Source organism: Variovorax sp. E3 (genome assembly GCF_016082275.1).
In the GTDB taxonomy this organism is placed as follows: Bacteria; Pseudomonadota; Gammaproteobacteria; order Burkholderiales; family Burkholderiaceae_C; genus Variovorax.
Genome location: NZ_MOWM01000106.1, coordinates 1 through 14,653 on the forward strand (window position 1 = coordinate 1; position 14,653 = coordinate 14,653).

General features: G+C 67.8%; 14 protein-coding genes and 3 pseudogenes. 7 read left to right on the top strand and 10 right to left on the bottom strand.

Annotated features, from left to right (window positions below):
• The 3 genes from BMG07_RS27950 to BMG07_RS27960 all read right to left on the bottom strand — a co-directional run.
• Positions 1-832, bottom strand: an 832-nt coding sequence (locus tag BMG07_RS27950) for an NAD(P)/FAD-dependent oxidoreductase (RefSeq protein ID WP_198087268.1), incomplete at its 3' end; no start/stop codon positions are given.
• A 90-nt stretch (positions 833-922) separates the two neighbouring features.
• Entirely contained in the window at positions 923-1,093 is a 171-nt protein-coding gene (locus BMG07_RS27955) for a hypothetical protein (protein WP_198087269.1), read from the bottom strand.
• A 104-nt stretch (positions 1,094-1,197) separates the two neighbouring features.
• The gene (locus tag BMG07_RS27960) at positions 1,198-1,803 is read right to left on the bottom strand and encodes a helix-turn-helix domain-containing protein (RefSeq protein ID WP_198087270.1); all 606 of its coding nucleotides are present in this window, start codon (positions 1,801-1,803) and stop codon (positions 1,198-1,200) included.
• Between the two features lie 43 nt (positions 1,804-1,846).
• Between BMG07_RS27960 and BMG07_RS27965 the strand changes: the two genes are divergently transcribed.
• The gene (locus BMG07_RS27965) at positions 1,847-2,368 is read left to right on the top strand and encodes a GNAT family N-acetyltransferase (protein WP_198087271.1); all 522 of its coding nucleotides are present in this window, start codon (positions 1,847-1,849) and stop codon (positions 2,366-2,368) included.
• 15 nt (positions 2,369-2,383) lie between these two features.
• Here BMG07_RS27965 and BMG07_RS27970 read toward each other — a convergent pair whose 3' ends face one another.
• The 4 genes and pseudogenes from BMG07_RS27970 to BMG07_RS27985 all read right to left on the bottom strand — a co-directional run bounded on the left by BMG07_RS27970 (position 2,384) and on the right by BMG07_RS27985 (position 5,106).
• Positions 2,384-2,866: a DUF3237 domain-containing protein gene (locus BMG07_RS27970; protein ID WP_198087272.1), complete on the bottom strand. Its 483-nt coding sequence runs from the start codon at positions 2,864-2,866 to the stop codon at positions 2,384-2,386.
• Positions 2,867-2,879: 13 nt separating this feature from the next.
• Positions 2,880-3,847 (bottom strand): annotated as a pseudogene (locus BMG07_RS27975) (aldo/keto reductase).
• 42 nt (positions 3,848-3,889) lie between these two features.
• Positions 3,890-4,498, bottom strand: coding sequence for a chromate transporter (locus BMG07_RS27980; protein ID WP_198087273.1), 609 nt, complete (start codon positions 4,496-4,498; stop codon positions 3,890-3,892).
• Positions 4,495-5,106, bottom strand: a complete 612-nt coding sequence (locus tag BMG07_RS27985) for a chromate transporter (RefSeq protein ID WP_198087274.1) — start codon at positions 5,104-5,106, stop codon at positions 4,495-4,497. The genes BMG07_RS27980 and BMG07_RS27985 overlap by 4 nt, the downstream gene beginning before the upstream one ends.
• An 85-nt stretch (positions 5,107-5,191) precedes the next feature.
• Between BMG07_RS27985 and BMG07_RS27990 the strand changes: the two genes are divergently transcribed.
• Positions 5,192-6,115 (top strand): YihY/virulence factor BrkB family protein, encoded by a 924-nt coding sequence (locus tag BMG07_RS27990; protein ID WP_198087275.1) that lies wholly within the window; start codon positions 5,192-5,194, stop codon positions 6,113-6,115.
• 32 nt (positions 6,116-6,147) lie between these two features.
• Here the strand turns inward: BMG07_RS27990 and BMG07_RS27995 are convergent.
• A pseudogene (locus tag BMG07_RS27995) lies at positions 6,148-6,698 on the bottom strand (DUF924 family protein).
• Between the two features lie 132 nt (positions 6,699-6,830).
• Between BMG07_RS27995 and BMG07_RS28000 the strand changes: the two are divergent.
• From BMG07_RS28000 to BMG07_RS28015, 4 genes are all read left to right on the top strand, one after another.
• On the top strand, positions 6,831-7,280 hold the full coding sequence (locus tag BMG07_RS28000) for a CHRD domain-containing protein (RefSeq protein WP_198087276.1): 450 nt from the start codon (positions 6,831-6,833) through the stop codon (positions 7,278-7,280).
• Between the two features lie 165 nt (positions 7,281-7,445).
• Positions 7,446-8,576 carry a patatin-like phospholipase family protein gene (locus tag BMG07_RS28005; RefSeq protein ID WP_198087277.1) on the top strand — a complete coding sequence of 377 codons (1,131 nt, stop codon included), beginning with the start codon at positions 7,446-7,448 and terminating at the stop codon, positions 8,574-8,576.
• A gap of 105 nt (positions 8,577-8,681) precedes the next feature.
• Positions 8,682-9,431, top strand: coding sequence for an acetoacetate decarboxylase (locus BMG07_RS28010; RefSeq protein WP_198087278.1), 750 nt, complete (start codon positions 8,682-8,684; stop codon positions 9,429-9,431).
• 44 nt (positions 9,432-9,475) lie between these two features.
• Entirely contained in the window at positions 9,476-10,258 is a 783-nt protein-coding gene (locus BMG07_RS28015; RefSeq protein WP_198087279.1) for a 3-hydroxybutyrate dehydrogenase, read from the top strand.
• A gap of 43 nt (positions 10,259-10,301) precedes the next feature.
• On the opposite strand, the gene BMG07_RS28020 is transcribed toward BMG07_RS28015, so the two are convergent.
• On the bottom strand, positions 10,302-11,252 hold the full coding sequence (locus BMG07_RS28020; RefSeq protein ID WP_269759459.1) for a helix-turn-helix domain-containing GNAT family N-acetyltransferase: 951 nt from the start codon (positions 11,250-11,252) through the stop codon (positions 10,302-10,304).
• 147 nt (positions 11,253-11,399) lie between these two features.
• Between BMG07_RS28020 and BMG07_RS28025 the strand changes: the two are divergent.
• Positions 11,400-13,803: pseudogene (locus BMG07_RS28025) on the top strand (YgiQ family radical SAM protein).
• Between the two features lie 10 nt (positions 13,804-13,813).
• Here BMG07_RS28025 and BMG07_RS28030 read toward each other — a convergent pair.
• Positions 13,814-14,485: a cold shock and DUF1294 domain-containing protein gene (locus BMG07_RS28030; protein WP_198087281.1), complete on the bottom strand. Its 672-nt coding sequence runs from the start codon at positions 14,483-14,485 to the stop codon at positions 13,814-13,816.
• Between the last annotated feature and the right edge of the window lie 168 nt (positions 14,486-14,653).

Here is a 14,653-nt window from a genome sequence, read left to right on the forward strand (position 1 = left end):
GCGGGGCCTCGCCCGGCGTCACCACCGAGGCGATCTTGCGCAGCAGCGGGTCGAGCCGCAGCGCCCCCGCGTCGCCCGGCACCACGCGGCGGGCCAGCCCGATCTGGCTCGCGCCCACGCCGTCGAGTGCCCAGCCGATGTAGCCGGGCGCCAGCTTGCGATCGATGAAGCAATGCAGCAGGTCGGGCGCCATGCGCGCGCCCTGGTATTCGTGCTCGACGCCGTAGAGAAAGCGCGTGTTGCGCGACAGGCCGAGCGCCTTGGCCACGCGTGAATGCGGGCCGTCCGCGCCCACGAGGTAGGTGGCCGTGATGCAGGGGCCGTGCGTCACCGGCACCTCCCAGCGCCCGTTGATCCACAGCGCCTGCTCGAACAGCGTGCCCAGCCGCACATCGACACCGCAGGCGCGCGTGGAATCGACCATCCAGTCGAGCAGCGCGGGCGCGTCGGTGGCCCAGAACCAATAGCCCGGCGCGTGCAGGTCGACGTGCCGCATGTTGGGTGCGTACAGCCGCACGCCGTCGATGCGGCGCACCAGCGCGGGCGGCACCTCGGCCAGCCACGGCACGCTGTCGACCGCGTCCTTGACGATGATGCCGGTGGTGTGCAGCTTGGCGCCGGCGCTGGACTTCTTCTCGAGCACCATCACGCTGAGTCCGGCGAGGGCCGCGGCACGGGCGCATGCGAGCCCCGCGAAGCTCGCGCCCACCACGAGAAGGTCGACCTTGATGCCCGGCGCGCCGCTGGCGGCCGATGCAATCGGCGCCGCATGCGGCGGCGTGATCAAGGACGAATCGAGGGAGGCGAAAAAACTCTGGGAAGAAGATGACATGGGCTGGCTGTGTTCGATGCGCACCGCGGTCCGCGGTGCGCATGCGAAGTTAGCCAGCCCGTGTGCGCGCGGCGTGAAGCCTGTGTGAACTCAGGACGGGTCTTTGCCGCGCGTGCGGCCGACCGCGCTGAAGATGCCGATCCCGAGCAGGATCGTCGCCCCGATGCCGATGTAGAGCGTGGGCACGCCCATCACCGAGGCACCCCAGACGAGGCCGCCAAGGAAGACCAGGAACCCGATCATGTAGAGCGCAAAGGACATCGTCGTTCCTCCGGAAGCTGAGATGCCTTGCAGTATCCCGGCCGATGCAGGGGCCCGAGGCGGCCCACGCCGCCTGTGCGTGTGGGAGCGTGCCTACCGGGTGGCTAGGACGGGCTCGCCACCAGCAGGTAGCGGCAGGCGCCGCGCCCCAATGCCTTGAACACCAGCGGCCGGTCCACGCCGAAGTCGAGGCAGTCGCCCGGCGCCAGGTCGAAGCGCTCGTCGCCGTAGTCCACCCGCAGCGCGCCTTCGAGCATCCACAGGCATTGGCGGTAGGGCTTGCCGCTCCAGCGCGGATAGCTGACCTGCGCCGCGCGCGGCAGCTCGACCTCGACCAGTTCGACGCCGCTGCCCGCCTGCCGCTCGGCCACTTGCCTGCGCAGGTAGCCGGCCTCGGGGTCGCGCCACACGTCCTGCTCGGCCCGCGTGCGCAGGCGCTGGGGCCGGCCGCCGTCTTCGGTCAGCAACTGCGCCAGCGGCACGCCGAGCCCGGCCGCCAGGCGGCCCAGCAGCACGGCCGTCGGGCTGCTCTGCGCGCGCTCCACCTTCGAGATCATGGCCTTGCTGACCCCCGAGAGGTCGGCCAGCTCGGTCAGGGTGAGCCCGCGTGCCTGCCGCAGCGCCAGCAGCCGCGAGGCGATGAGCGCGTCGATGTCGTCGGTGGCTTCCGCGGAAGAAGAAATGGCGGAGGTCGATGAAGTGTTTCCCATATGAGATTATTATTCTCTTATATTGGAAGACACAAGGAACATCATGCGGCTCATCCCCTGTACCGAAGAAGCACACGCGCCTGCGATTCTTGCCATCCTCAACGAGGCCATCGTCACCTCGACCGCGCTGTACGACTACAAGCCGCGCACGCCCGAGAACATGGTCGCGTGGTTCGCCACCAAGCGCGCGAACGGCTTCCCCGTGATCGGCGCGGTGAACGACGACGGCAAGCTGCTGGGCTTCGCGAGCTACGGCGCCTTTCGCGCCTTTCCGGCCTACAAGTACACGGTCGAGCACTCGGTGTATGTCGATAGCGCGCACCGGGGCGAAGGCCTGGGCCGCACCTTGATGGAGGCGATCATTGTCGAGGCCATCGCGCGCGACGTGCACGTGATGGTCGGCGCCATCGATGCCGCCAACGCCGGCAGCATCGCGCTGCACGAGCGCCTGGGCTTCGAGCATTCGGGCACCGTGCGGCAGGCCGGCTTCAAGTTCGGCCGCTGGCTCGACGTGGCCTTCTACCAGCGCATCCTGGCCACGCCGCTGAACCCGGTCGACGGCTGAACGCCCGCCCGTTCGCTACACCAGCGTGTAGAAGCGCATCACCACCTCGGTCGGGTGGCGCATGCCGGCACCGGTGAACATGCGGTCGGTGATCCACTTCAGCGAAGGCGAGGTGGTCTCGAAGCGCGGGTGGCAGCGGAAGTACACCTGCGACGGGTCGACCGGCTCGCCGCGCAGCAGCCTGGTCATGGCCTCGGGCGAGGCCGAGCGCACGGCCTGGTTCTGCACGTAGATCAGGTCGCCGGCATCGGTCTCCAGAGCGTAGCGCGCATCGAGCTCGGAGAGCGTTTCGCTCACGATCAACTGAAAGTCGCAGCCGCCCGGCAGCACGCGCGCCCGCCAGCCGTGCCCGATGGCTTCGCCGCCCGTGATGGGCACCACGCGGCGCAGCCCGCGCGGGGTGCCGCCCAGCACCTGCGGCGCGCCCACCTCGACCCGCAGGTCGGCGAAGTGCTCCAGCGCGGGGGCGGAGATCGCGTCGAAGTCGAACACGCTCATCGTCGGGCCGGCCTCAGGCGGCGGTGGTCTCGGCGCTGGCGCGGTCGAGCATCTCGATGGTGCCCGCGTCCAGCTTCAGCTGCGTCGCGACCACGAGCTCTTCGAGCTGCGCGATCGAGGTGGCGCTGGCAATCGGCGCGGTCACGCCGGGCCGTGCGATCTGCCAGGCGATGGCCACCTGGCCCGGCTTGGCGTTGTACTGCTGGGCCACCTTGTCCAGCGCGTCGAGGATGCGCAGGCCGCGCTCGTTGAGGTACTTCCTGGTGGTGTTGGCGCCGCGCGCGCTCTTGCCGGCGTCGGCCTCCGTGCGGTACTTGCCCGTGAGGAAGCCGGCCGCCAGTGCATAGAAATTGATGACGCCCACCTCGCGCTTCACGCACAGCGGCTCCAGTGCGTCCTCGAACACCGCGCGGTCGTACAGGTTGTACAGCGGCTGCAGGCTTTCGTAGCGGGCAATGCCGAGCTTCTCGGACACGTCCAGCGCCTCGGCCAGCCGCGGCGCGGTGTAGTTCGACGCGCCGATCGCGCGCACCTTGCCCTCCTGGATCAGCTGGTCGAAGGCGCGCAGCGACTCTTCGAGCGGCGTGCTCGCGTCGTCGTCGTGCGACTGGTAGAGGTCGATGTGGTCGGTCTGCAGGCGCTTGAGCGAGGCCTCGACGGCTTCACGGATGTACTTGGGCGACAGGCCCACCTTGCCTTCGCCCATCGGCTTGCCGACCTTGGTGGCCAGCACCACGCGGTTGCGCTTGCCGCTTTGCTTGAGCCATTTGCCGATGATGGTCTCGGACTCGCCGCCGGTGTGGCCCGGCACCCAGGCCGAGTACACGTCGCGGTGTCGACGAAGTTGAAGCCGGCGTCGAGCCAGGCGTCCAGCAGCTTGAACGACGCCGCTTCGTCGACGGTCCAGCCGAACACGTTGCCACCGAAGGCGAGCGGGGAAACCAGGAGGCCGGAGCGGCCGAGGGGTCGGAGTTGCGACATGAGGGTGTGTTCCTGAAAAAGCGTTGAGGAAAAAGTGTTCGTTCAGACGAAGCCGACCGCGCCCAGCACCGCGCCGGCACCCAGCAGCCACAGCAGGTGGATGCGCGTGCGCCACACGATCAGCGCGGCCGCGCCGGTCAGCAGCCACAAATGCCAGGCGGGTGCATTGCCGGCATGGTTGCCGGCCGCCAGCACCCAGCCGGTGGCGATCAGCAGTCCGACCACCACGGGCGCCATGCCTTGCTTGAAGGCGCGCACTTCGCGGCGCGTGCGGTTGCGGTGGCCCCAGCGCGTGGCGAAGTAGGTGAGGGTGGTGCTCGGCAGCATGATGCCGACCATGGTGACCAGCAGCCCGAAGAAGCCCAGCAGCCAGGCCGAGGGCCCCGCGCCGATGCCGCCGCCCGCGTTGAGCCCGACGTTCCAGCCCATCAGCGCCACGAACAGCACGTTGGGCCCGGGCGCCGCCTGCGCGATGGCGACCGAAGAGCTGAACTGCGCGTCGGTGAGCCAGCCGTGCTGGGCCACCAGGTAGCGGTGCATGTCGGGCACCGTGGTGATGGCGCCGCTGATCGACAGCAGCGACAGCAGCATGTACTGCCCGAAGAGCGCGAGCCAGTCGTGCCAGTGCATCACGATGGTGATGCTGGTCATGCGGGAATCCTCTTCCAGGTCCACACGCAGGCCACGCCGCCCAGCACCAGCAGCACCCAGCCCAGCGGAATCTTGAACAGCGCGATGGCGAAGAACACCAGCGCCATGAAGCCCAGGCAGGTGGCAAAGCCCAGCGGGTGCTTGCGCAGCTGCGGCACCAGCTTGATGCCGGTGGCGGCAATCAGCCCGCCCGACACCGCCCCCATGCCGCGCAATGCCGCCGCCACCTGCGGGTTGCCCGCGTAGTGCGCGTAGAGCACGGCCAGCGCGAGGATGACGACGAGCGGAATGGTCAGCATGCCCGCCACCGCCGCGATGGCGCCGCGCAGCCCGAAGTAGCGGTCGCCGATCATCAGGCCGAGGTTGATCACGTTGGGGCCGGGCATCACCTGCGCCACGGCCCAGTCTTCGAGGAACTGCTCGGGCGTGAGCCATTTCTTCTTTTCGACCATCTCGCGCTGCACGATGGCCAGCACGCCGCCGAAGCCTTGCAGCGCCAGCCAGGTGAACGAAAAGAACAGGTCGCGCGGCGACTGGGGCTGGGCGGATGCGGGCGCGGGCGGGGCGAGCGGCGCCGCCGCGCCGGTGGCTGGGGGAGACGGGTGCATGTGGAGCGATTATCGTAGGCAGGCTTTCAACGTGCCGGGCATCGTGCTGACAAAACCCGCGCCGCTCAACAGGGACACTACCGCCATGCTCAAGCAACTCCGCGCGCTCTTCGACCTCTGCCAAAGGGCCTTCAACTCCTGGTCGAACGACTACGCGCCGAGCATGGGGGCCGCGCTGGCCTACTACACCGTGTTCTCGATCGCGCCGCTGCTCCTGATCGTCATTGCCGTGGCCGGGCTGGTGTTCGGGCAGGAGGCCGCGCGCGGCGAGATCTTCGCGCAGCTCTCGGGACTGATGGGCGCGCAGGGCGCGGCGGCGGTGCAGGGCATGCTGCAGGCGGTCAACAAGCCGGCAGAGGGCATCGTGGCCACCATCGTCGGCATCGGGCTGCTGGTGGTGGGCGCGACCACGGTGTTCGGCGAACTGCAGGACGCGCTCGACCGCATCTGGCGCGCGCCGGCCCGCGTCAAGAACAAGGGGCTGTTCAACATGCTGCGCGTGCGGCTGCTGTCGTTCAGCATGATCATGGGCATCGGCTTTCTGCTGATGGTGTCGCTGGTGGCCAGCGCGGCGCTGGCGGCGCTGGGCAAGTGGTGGTCGCCGGTGTTCGGCGCCTGGGAGACGCTGGCGCAGGTGGTGAACTTCGTCTTCAGCTTCGCGATGGTCACCGTGATCTTCGCGATGATCTACAAGATCATGCCGCGCGCCAAGGTGCAGTGGCGCGACGTGTGGGTGGGCGCGGCGGTCACGGCGCTGCTCTTCACCGTGGGCAAGCACCTGATCGGGCTGTACATCGGCAAGAGCAGCGTGGCCTCGGGCTACGGCGCGGCGGGCTCGCTGGTGGTGGTGCTGGTGTGGGTGTACTACTCGGCGCAGATCTTCCTGCTGGGCGCGGAGTTCACCTGGGTCTACGCGCGCACCTACGGCTCGATGAAAGACGCCAAGGGCACGCTCGACCTGAACCCCTCGCCGACGCGCGACGTGCCGTTGGCCCACAACGACACCTGAGCCCGACACCTGGGCCCGATACCTGCGCCGCGTCAGCCCGCGAAGCCGCCCTCGTCCAGGAACTTCTGCTCTTCGGCGCTCGACGCGCGGCCCAGCATCGCGTTGCGGTGCGGAAAGCGGCCGAAGCGCGCGATGATGTCCCGGTGCAGCACGGCGTAGCGCTGCGTGTTGGCGTCCAGCGCCGCATTGAGTTCGACCGAACGCTCCTGCTCGGCCAGCACCTCGGAGTGCATGAAGGCAGGTAGAAGAAGGGCCGCAGCACGGCTTCCATCTGCCGGTCGAAGCCCGCCTCGACGGCCTTCTTTGCCACGGCCAGCGCCTTGCCGTCGGTGGCCAGCATGTGCGGGTTGTTGCGCCAGGTGTTGCGCGGGAACTGGTCCAGCAGCACGAGCAGCGCGAGCGTGCCTTCGGCGTCCTGTGCCCAGTGGTCGAGCTGGCCGCGGGCGGCCGCCTGGTGGGCGTGCGCGAAGCGGGCGATGAAGTCGGCGTCGAAGGCCTCGTTCTTGGCAAACCAGCGGCTGGGGCCGGCGTCGCGCCAGAAATCGACGACGTCGCGGGCAGAGGGGAGTGCGGGGGAAGTCATGGGCGCATTCTCTCTTTCGGGCGGGTGTTTCTACCGATACGGGCCCGCTGAAGTCGGGGCGATGGCCGACAAGACAAGTCGCGCCGGCCTGCCTATGCTGTGGACGCTTTCACAACCCAGGAGATCAAGCACATGACCAAATATGGCACCCTTTTGCGCGCAGCCCTCGTCACCGGCGTGGCCAGTGCCGCGCTGGTCGGCTGCGGGATGATGTCGAAGTCGAACGTCGCGAGCTTCAGCGGCGCGATGAACGCGGCCAGCGAAGTGCCGCCGAACATGACGCGCGGCAGCGGCATGGCCGAAGCCTGGTTGAACCGCGACACCAACGTGCTCAAGTACAAGATCACCTACACCGGCCTGAGCGGCCCGGCCACCATGGCGCACTTCCATGGCCCGGCTGCCGCCGGCGCCAATGCCGGCGTGGTGCTGCCGTTCGCCAACCCGGCCAGCCCGATCGAAGGCCAGGCCACACTCACGCCGGCACAGGCCGCCGACCTGGCCGCGGGCAAGTGGTACGCCAACGTGCACACCGCGGCCAACCCCGGCGGCGAGATCCGCGGCCAGATGCTGCCGAAGATGTGAAATCGTGCCAGGGGCCAGCAACCCCTGGTCAGGTTCATGTCGCGGGGCTGGTGTCAAATGAATGCATGACGACGCCACCGAAGAAAAAAGCCCCGTACCCAACACCGAGCCCAACCCCAACACCAAGCCCAGGCCCTCAACCCCTTTGCTTCACGCCGCGAAGACATGCGCAACGCCCGCAAGGCGCTCGTGCTGCAGGGGGGCGGTGCGCTCGGGGCCTACCAGGCCGGCGTGTTCGCGGCGCTCAGCGAGACCGACCTGGAGCCGCACTGGATCGCCGGTGTCTCCATCGGCGCCATCAACGCGGCGCTGATTGCCGGCAACGCGCCCGAGCACCGGGTCGACCGGTTGCGCGAGTTCTGGCACCTGGTATCTTCCGGGCCTTCGCAGCGCCTGCCTTCGTGGCTCGGAGACCGGGCCACGCAGAACCAGTGGAGCGCGACCATGGCCTCGCTGGTGGGCATTCCGGGTTTCTTCGAGCCGCGCTATTCGCCGGCCTTCCTGATGGGCGGCGCGGCGCCGTTGCTCAGCTACTACGACACCTCCGCGCTCAAGACCACGCTGGAGCGGCTCGTCGACTTCGACCGCATCAACGCCTGCGAGGCGCGCTTCAGCGTGGGCGCGGTCAATGTGCGCACCGGCAATTCGGTGTACTTCGACAACACGCGCCAGCGCATCGGGCCCGAGCACATCATGGCCAGCGGCGCGTTGCCGCCGGGCTTTGCGCCCATCAGCATCGACGGCGACGACTACTGGGACGGCGGCATCGTGTCGAACACGCCGCTGCAGTACGTGCTCGACCTGCATCCGCGCACCGAGCCGCTGGTGGTGCTGCAGGTCGACCTGTTCAATGCGCGCGGTGAAATGCCGCGCACCATGGCGGGCGTGCTGGAGCGGCAGAAGGACATCACGTACTCCAGCCGCACCCGCATGAACACCGACGCGCTGGCGGCCAACATGAACCTGCAGCAGGCCATTGCCGACCTCATCACCAAGCTGCCGGCCAGCCTGCGCAACGACCCGAGCGTGCTGGCGGTGCAGTCGCAGCTCACGCACGAGCCCATCGACATCTTTCACCTGATCTACCGCGACAAGCCCTACGAGCTCGAATCGAAAGACTACGAGTTCTCGCGCGCCGCGGTCGAGGAGCACTGGGAATCGGGCGCACGCGACATGCGCAGCACGCTGGCGCACCCCGAGATCCTGCGCGCCGACGCCACAGTCAACGGCGTGACCACCTTCGACCTCGGCGAGCACGGTTCGGGGCGCGTGAAGCGGCCCGGCCTTTCTCGCTGAGTTGCACGGCAAGGCAAGGGCCAGGCCCGTGGCTTCGCGCGGGTTCAGCCTCAACTAAGAAACCGGCGCCAGACTGGTCCGTCACTTCAACAGGAGGAAATGTTCGTGAACATTGAAGATGTGCGACGTACGGCATTCGCGATGCCGCTGACCAGCCCCGCTTTTCCGCCCGGACCCTATCGCTTCGTGCGGCGCGAATTTCTCATCGTCACCTACCGCACCGACATGGACGCCTTGCGCGCCGTGGTGCCCGAGCCGCTCGAAGTGGTCGAGCCGCTGGTCAAGTACGAATTCATCCGCATGCCCGACTCCACCGGCTTCGGTGACTACACCGAGTCGGGCCAGGTCATTCCGGTGCAGCTGCGCACGGCCAAGGGCGTGGAGAAGGGCGCGTACGTTCACGCGATGTACCTCAACGACCATCCGCCCATTGCCGGCGGACGCGAGCTCTGGGGCTTTCCCAAGAAGCTGGCCTCGCCGGTGCTCGACTACGAGACCGACGTGGTGGTCGGCACGCTCGACTACGGCAAGGTGCGCGTGGCCAAGGCCACCATGGGCTTCAAGCACCGCGCGCTCGACCCCGAGCCCATTCTGGCGGGCATCGCGCAGCCGAACTTCCTGCTGAAGATCATTCCGCACGTGGACGGCACGGCGCGCATCTGCGAGCTGGTGCGCTACCACATGGTCGACGTGACCCTGCACGGCGCATGGGCCGGCCCGGCCTCGCTCGAGCTGCATCCGCATGCGCTGGCGCCGGTGGCCGACCTGCCGGTGCTGAAGGTCGAATCGGCCGTGCACTACATCGCCGACATGACACTCGCGCTGGGTACCGTCGAGCACGACTACCTGGCCTGATTCCCGCAGCCATCTACCAACCCAACTCTCAAGGAACATTCACCATGCAACTCAAGGACAAGGTCGCCTACATCACCGGCTCGGCCAGCGGCATCGGCAAGGAAATCGCGATCCTGTTCGCGCAGGAAGGCGCGAAGATCATCATTGCCGACCTCAACAAGGAAGCGGCCGACGCCACCGCGGCCGAGCTCAAGGCCACCGGCGCGCAGGCCATCGGCGTGGCTGTCGACGTGACCAACGAAGACCAGGTGAACGCCTCGGTGGAAGAGGGCGCCGCGGCCTTCGGTGGCATCGACATCCTGATCAGCAATGCCGGCATCCAGATCGTGCATCCGGTCGAAGAGTTCAGCTTTGTCGACTGGAAGAAGATGCTTGCCATTCACCTCGATGGCGCGTTCCTCACCACCAAGGCCTGCCTGAAGCACATGTACGCGCAAGGCCGTGGCGGCAGCGTGATCTACATGGGCTCGGTGCACTCGAAGGAAGCCTCGCTGCTGAAGGCGCCCTACGTCACGGCCAAGCACGGCCTGATCGGCCTGGCCAAGACGGTCGCGAAAGAAGGCGCCAAGCACGGTGTGCGCGCCAACGTGATCTGCCCGGGCTTCGTGCGCACGCCGCTGGTCGAAAAGCAGATTCCCGAGCAGGCCAAGACGCTGGGCATCAGCGAGGAAGAAGTCATCAAGAACGTGATGCTCAAGGAAACGGTCGATGGCGAGTTCACGACCACGGAAGACGTGGCGCGCGTGGCGCTGCTGTTCGCGGGCTTCCCGACGAATGCGCTGACGGGCCAGTCGCTGGTGGTGAGCCACGGCTGGTTCATGCAGTAACCCTGCATTTCTCCCTCCTCCTCTGGGGGAGGGAGAAGGCCCCCTACAGCTTCAGCTCCCAGGTCTCACCGACCTGCGGCGAACCATAGCCCTCGTGCGGTTCCGACTGCGTCAGCTGGAACCCGCGCTTGGCATAGATTCCCCGCGCGGCGACCAGACAGCTGTTGGTCCACAGCACCATCTTCTTGTAGCCCTTGAGCCGCGCGAAGGCGATGCACTCGTCCACCAGCTTGCCCCCCAGCCCGAGCCCGCGCGCGCCCGGCGCCAGGATCAGCATGCGCAGTTGCGCCACCGTCGGCGACTTGCGCACCACGAAGATCGCGCCCACGCGCTCGCCGTTGAGTTCGGCGATCCAGCAACGCTCCCACTCGGGCTGGAACTTGAGCAAGAACTCGCTTGCGATGCCGGCCACGAGCGCCTCGAACTGGTTGTTCCAGCCGTACTCGCGCGCATAGATTTCGCCGTGCTGCTGCACCACCCAGCCGATGTCGCCGGGGGCCGGGTCGCGCAGCACCGCGGCCTGGGGCTTGGCCGGCGCGGCCTCGGGGTCGAGCAGCGACTGCATCGTGCCCATGGCCTGTACCAGCTGTTGGCGCTGTGCCGGCGCGAGCGGGGCGAGCAGCGAGGCGGCTTCCTCGCGCGACTTCTGTTGCAGCGGCGCAAATGCCGCGTGCCCGGATTCGGTCAGGCGCAGCACGCTCTGGCGCGCGTCGCGCGGGTGCGGCTCGCGCGTGAGCCAGCCTTCGGTTTCGAAGCGGCGCAGGATGCGGCTCATGTAGCCCGCGTCGAGCCCGAGGTCGCGGCCTATCTCGCTGGCGACCGCCACTTCGCGATGCGCCAGCTCGTACAGCACACGCACATCGGTCAGCGACATGGGGCTACCGAGGTAGGGGTCGAGGGCGCCGATGCGGCGGGTGTAGAAGCGGTTGAACTGCCGGATCGCCTTGACGGCGGCGGCATCGACATGGGGCGGAAGTTTGGACATGGTTGTCATTGTCATTCAATTGGTTGACTTTGGCAACCAATTGAAGCCCGCCTGCCGTCCCGGTCACTGGATGTTTGTCGCGACAGGGATGGTGGAAAACCCTAAAATCGAGGGTTGCCCACAACGGCGCTCCCACGGCGCTGTCCATTCCCACCGATGAACGCCCCCGTCGACGTCTCCTTTTTCGCACGTGCCGCCAAGCCGCTGACCAGCTACCGCAAGTACTGGGCGGCCCGTTTCGGCACGGCCAAGTTCCTGCCGACCACGCGCAAGGAAATGGAGGCGCTCGGCTGGGACAGCTGCGACATCATCGTGGTCACGGGCGACGCCTACGTCGACCACCCGAGCTTCGGCATGTCGGTGATCGGCCGCATGCTCGAGGCCCAGGGCTTTCGCGTGGGCATCATCGCGCAGCCCGACTGGCAGAGCGCCGAGCCCTTCAAGGCGCTGGGCAAGCCGAACCTGTTCTTCGGCGTGACCGCCGGCAACATGGATTCGATGATCAACCGCTACACGGCGGACCGCAAGATCCGCAGCGACGACGCCTACACCCCCGGCGACGTCGGCGGCTCGCGGCCCGACCGCGCGGCCATCGTGTATTCGCAGCGCTGCAAGGAAGCCTGGAACGACGTGCCGATCATCCTCGGCGGCATCGAAGGCAGCCTGCGCCGCATCGCGCACTACGACTACTGGTCGGACAAGGTCCGCCGCTCGGTCGTGGTCGACGCCAAGTGCGACCTGCTGCTGTACGGCAACGCCGAGCGCGCCATCGTCGAGATCGCACACCGCCTGGCCGCCAAGGAGCCGGTGCAGCAGATCACCGACGTGCGCGGCACCGCCTACGTGCGCCGCGAAACGCCCGAGGGCTGGTTCGAGATCAACTCCACCAGCGTCGACGAGCCCGGCCGTGTCGAGGCGCACGTCAACCCCTACCTGATGGTGTCCGACCAGGCCAAGGCCAACGGCGCCACCTGCGCGAAGGAAGACGAGGCCGAGGCCGTCGCCAAGGCCGCCGAAGCCTCCGGCTCCGCCGCGGGCTCGGTGGTCAACCCCGCCATCAAGCCGCTGACCTTCGTGCCCAACCCGGCATTGGCCGCGCGCGCCAGGATCAAGGTGCCGCCGCGCGACCATTCGGTGATCCGCCTGCCGTCGTACGAGCAGGTGCGCAGCGACCCGGTGCTCTACGCCCACGCCAACCGCGTGCTGCACCTGGAAACCAACCCCGGCAACGCCCGTGCCTGGTGCAGGCGCACGGCGAGGGCGTCACGGCGCGCGACGTGTGGATCAACCCGCCGCCCATTCCGCTGACCACGGCCGAGATGGACCACGTGTTCGACCTGCCGTACGCGCGCAGCCCGCACCCGCGCTACGCCGACGAGAACGGCAGCCACGACGGCGCGACCAAGATCCCCGCGTGGGAAATGATCCGCTTCAGCGTGAACATCATGCGCGGCTGCTTCGGCGGCTGCACCTTCTGCTCGATCACCGAGCACGAGGGCCGCATCATCCAGAGCCGCTCGGAAGACTCGATCATCAAGGAGGTCGAGGCCATCCGCGACTCGGTCAAGGGCTTCACCGGCACCATCTCCGACCTGGGCGGCCCCACGGCCAACATGTACCGCGTCGGCTGCAAGTCGCCCGAAATCGAGTCGGCCTGCCGCAAGCCCAGCTGCGTGTACCCGGGCATCTGCCCGAACCTGAACACCAGCCACGACCCGCTCATCAAGATCTACCGCCGCGCGCGTGCGCTCAAGGGCATCAAGAAGATCTTGATCAGCTCCGGCCTGCGCTACGACCTGGCCGTGCAGTCGCCCGAGTACGTGAAGGAACTGGTGCAGCACCACGTCGGCGGCTACCTGAAGATCGCGCCCGAGCACACCGAGCAGGGCCCGCTCACCAAGATGATGAAGCCCGGCATCGGCAGCTATGACAAGTTCAAGCAGATGTTCGAGAAGTTCTCGGCCGAGGCGGGCAAGAAGCAGTACCTGATTCCGTACTTCATTGCCGCGCACCCGGGCACCAGCGACGAGGACATGATGAACCTCGCGATCTGGCTCAAGAAGAACGGTTTCCGCGCCGACCAGGTGCAGACCTTCTACCCGAGCCCGATGGCCACGGCCACGACGATGTACCACACCAACAAGAACCCGCTGCGCAAGATCACGCGCGAGAGCGAGACGGTGGACATCGTGCGCGGCGACAAGCGCCGCCGCCTGCACAAGGCCTTCCTGCGCTATCACGACGCCAACAACTGGCCGCTGCTGCGCGAAGCCTGAAGAGCATGGGCCGCGCCGACCTGATCGGCAACGGCAAGCAGCACCTGATTCCGACGTGGCAGCCGCTGACCGATGGCGGCTACACCAGTGCGCGGCGCAAGAACTCGACGGCCGCGCCAGCGGCTGCCAAGGCTGCGCCGGTGCGGCTGGCGCCGGTGAAGCTCTCGAAGGGCCGCATCCTCACGCAGCACACCGGCCTGCCGCCGCGCGACAACGGCTCGGCGCCCGCGCCGCGCAACAAGGCCGCCGGCCCGGTGCGCGGCAGCATCCGCAAGCCGCGCTGAGCGGGCGGGCTCAGAGGGCCAGCAAGCCCGCTGGCAGGAACTTGCCCACCCAGGCGCCCACGGCCGCCATGTGGGCCAGCACCGTCGCCCAGTAGCCCGCCATGAAGCTCGTCTTGCGGACCTTGTGGCGGAACAGCCGTTGCGCGCACCACGCGCCCGGCCAGCCCCCGATCAACGACAGCAGGTGCAGCGTGCTTTCCGCCGTGCGCCAGCGGCCTGCTGTGGCCGCGTTCTTGTCCACGCCGTAGACGACGAAGGTCAGCAGGCTGATGAGCAGCAGCACGCCGAGCGCGATCGGTGGAATGCGGGTCGTCCACACGCCGTAGCCGAGCAATGCGGCGTAGGCGGGGAGCAGCAGCATCATCGGCAGTGAAGAAGAGGAGGAAGAGGGCGCGGCATCGCGGCATCGGTCCGTGCGCGGACGCGGCGATGCGGCAGGCCGGCGTGGCTGTTGCTGTTCCCGTCGAGGCATCGCGCCGGCCGCCTGAACCGCCACGGCACGTGGCCCCTTGCCGCCCACATGGATTTCGTCGAAGGTCAGCGTCATGCCGACCTGCGGCGTGAGGCCGCGATCCGCGAAGTCGCGCAGGTGCACGAAGACATCGGCGGAGACTTCAGCGCAGCGGATGAAGCCGAAGCCTCTTTCCTTTTCCCATCGAACGAGCGTGCCTTGGCGTTTCATCGCAAGGATTCTCGCTGCGGCGCGCGCGGCTAAGATGCGCGACCATGGCCCTGTACCGTTCTCCTCCTCCATCGACCCGCAACTGACGCGCGCGTTTTTCAACGCCCCGCTCAGACCCGCAAGTGGTCGCCGCTGTCCGCCCTGAGGCCGGACGCGGCTTGGATGGTC

Bases quoted from the DNA above. Each gene is read 5' to 3' on its own strand.
- BMG07_RS27985 (WP_198087274.1), bottom strand. From the start codon at position 5,106: ATGCACCCGTCTCCCCCAGCCACCGGCGCGGCGGCGCCGCTCGCCCCG.
- BMG07_RS28000 (WP_198087276.1), top strand. From the start codon at position 6,831: ATGACCAAATATGGCACCCTTTTGCGCGCAGCCCTCGTCACCGGCGTG.
- BMG07_RS28015 (WP_198087279.1), top strand. From the start codon at position 9,476: ATGCAACTCAAGGACAAGGTCGCCTACATCACCGGCTCGGCCAGCGGC.
- BMG07_RS28020 (WP_269759459.1), bottom strand. From the start codon at position 11,252: ATGACAACCATGTCCAAACTTCCGCCCCATGTCGATGCCGCCGCCGTC.
- BMG07_RS27990 (WP_198087275.1), top strand. From the start codon at position 5,192: ATGCTCAAGCAACTCCGCGCGCTCTTCGACCTCTGCCAAAGGGCCTTC.
- BMG07_RS28030 (WP_198087281.1), bottom strand. From the start codon at position 14,485: ATGAAACGCCAAGGCACGCTCGTTCGATGGGAAAAGGAAAGAGGCTTC.
- BMG07_RS27955 (WP_198087269.1), bottom strand. From the start codon at position 1,093: ATGTCCTTTGCGCTCTACATGATCGGGTTCCTGGTCTTCCTTGGCGGC.
- BMG07_RS27970 (WP_198087272.1), bottom strand. From the start codon at position 2,866: ATGAGCGTGTTCGACTTCGACGCGATCTCCGCCCCCGCGCTGGAGCAC.
- BMG07_RS27960 (WP_198087270.1), bottom strand. From the start codon at position 1,803: ATGGGAAACACTTCATCGACCTCCGCCATTTCTTCTTCCGCGGAAGCC.
- BMG07_RS27965 (WP_198087271.1), top strand. From the start codon at position 1,847: ATGCGGCTCATCCCCTGTACCGAAGAAGCACACGCGCCTGCGATTCTT.
- BMG07_RS28005 (WP_198087277.1), top strand. From the start codon at position 7,446: ATGCGCAACGCCCGCAAGGCGCTCGTGCTGCAGGGGGGCGGTGCGCTC.
- BMG07_RS27980 (WP_198087273.1), bottom strand. From the start codon at position 4,498: ATGACCAGCATCACCATCGTGATGCACTGGCACGACTGGCTCGCGCTC.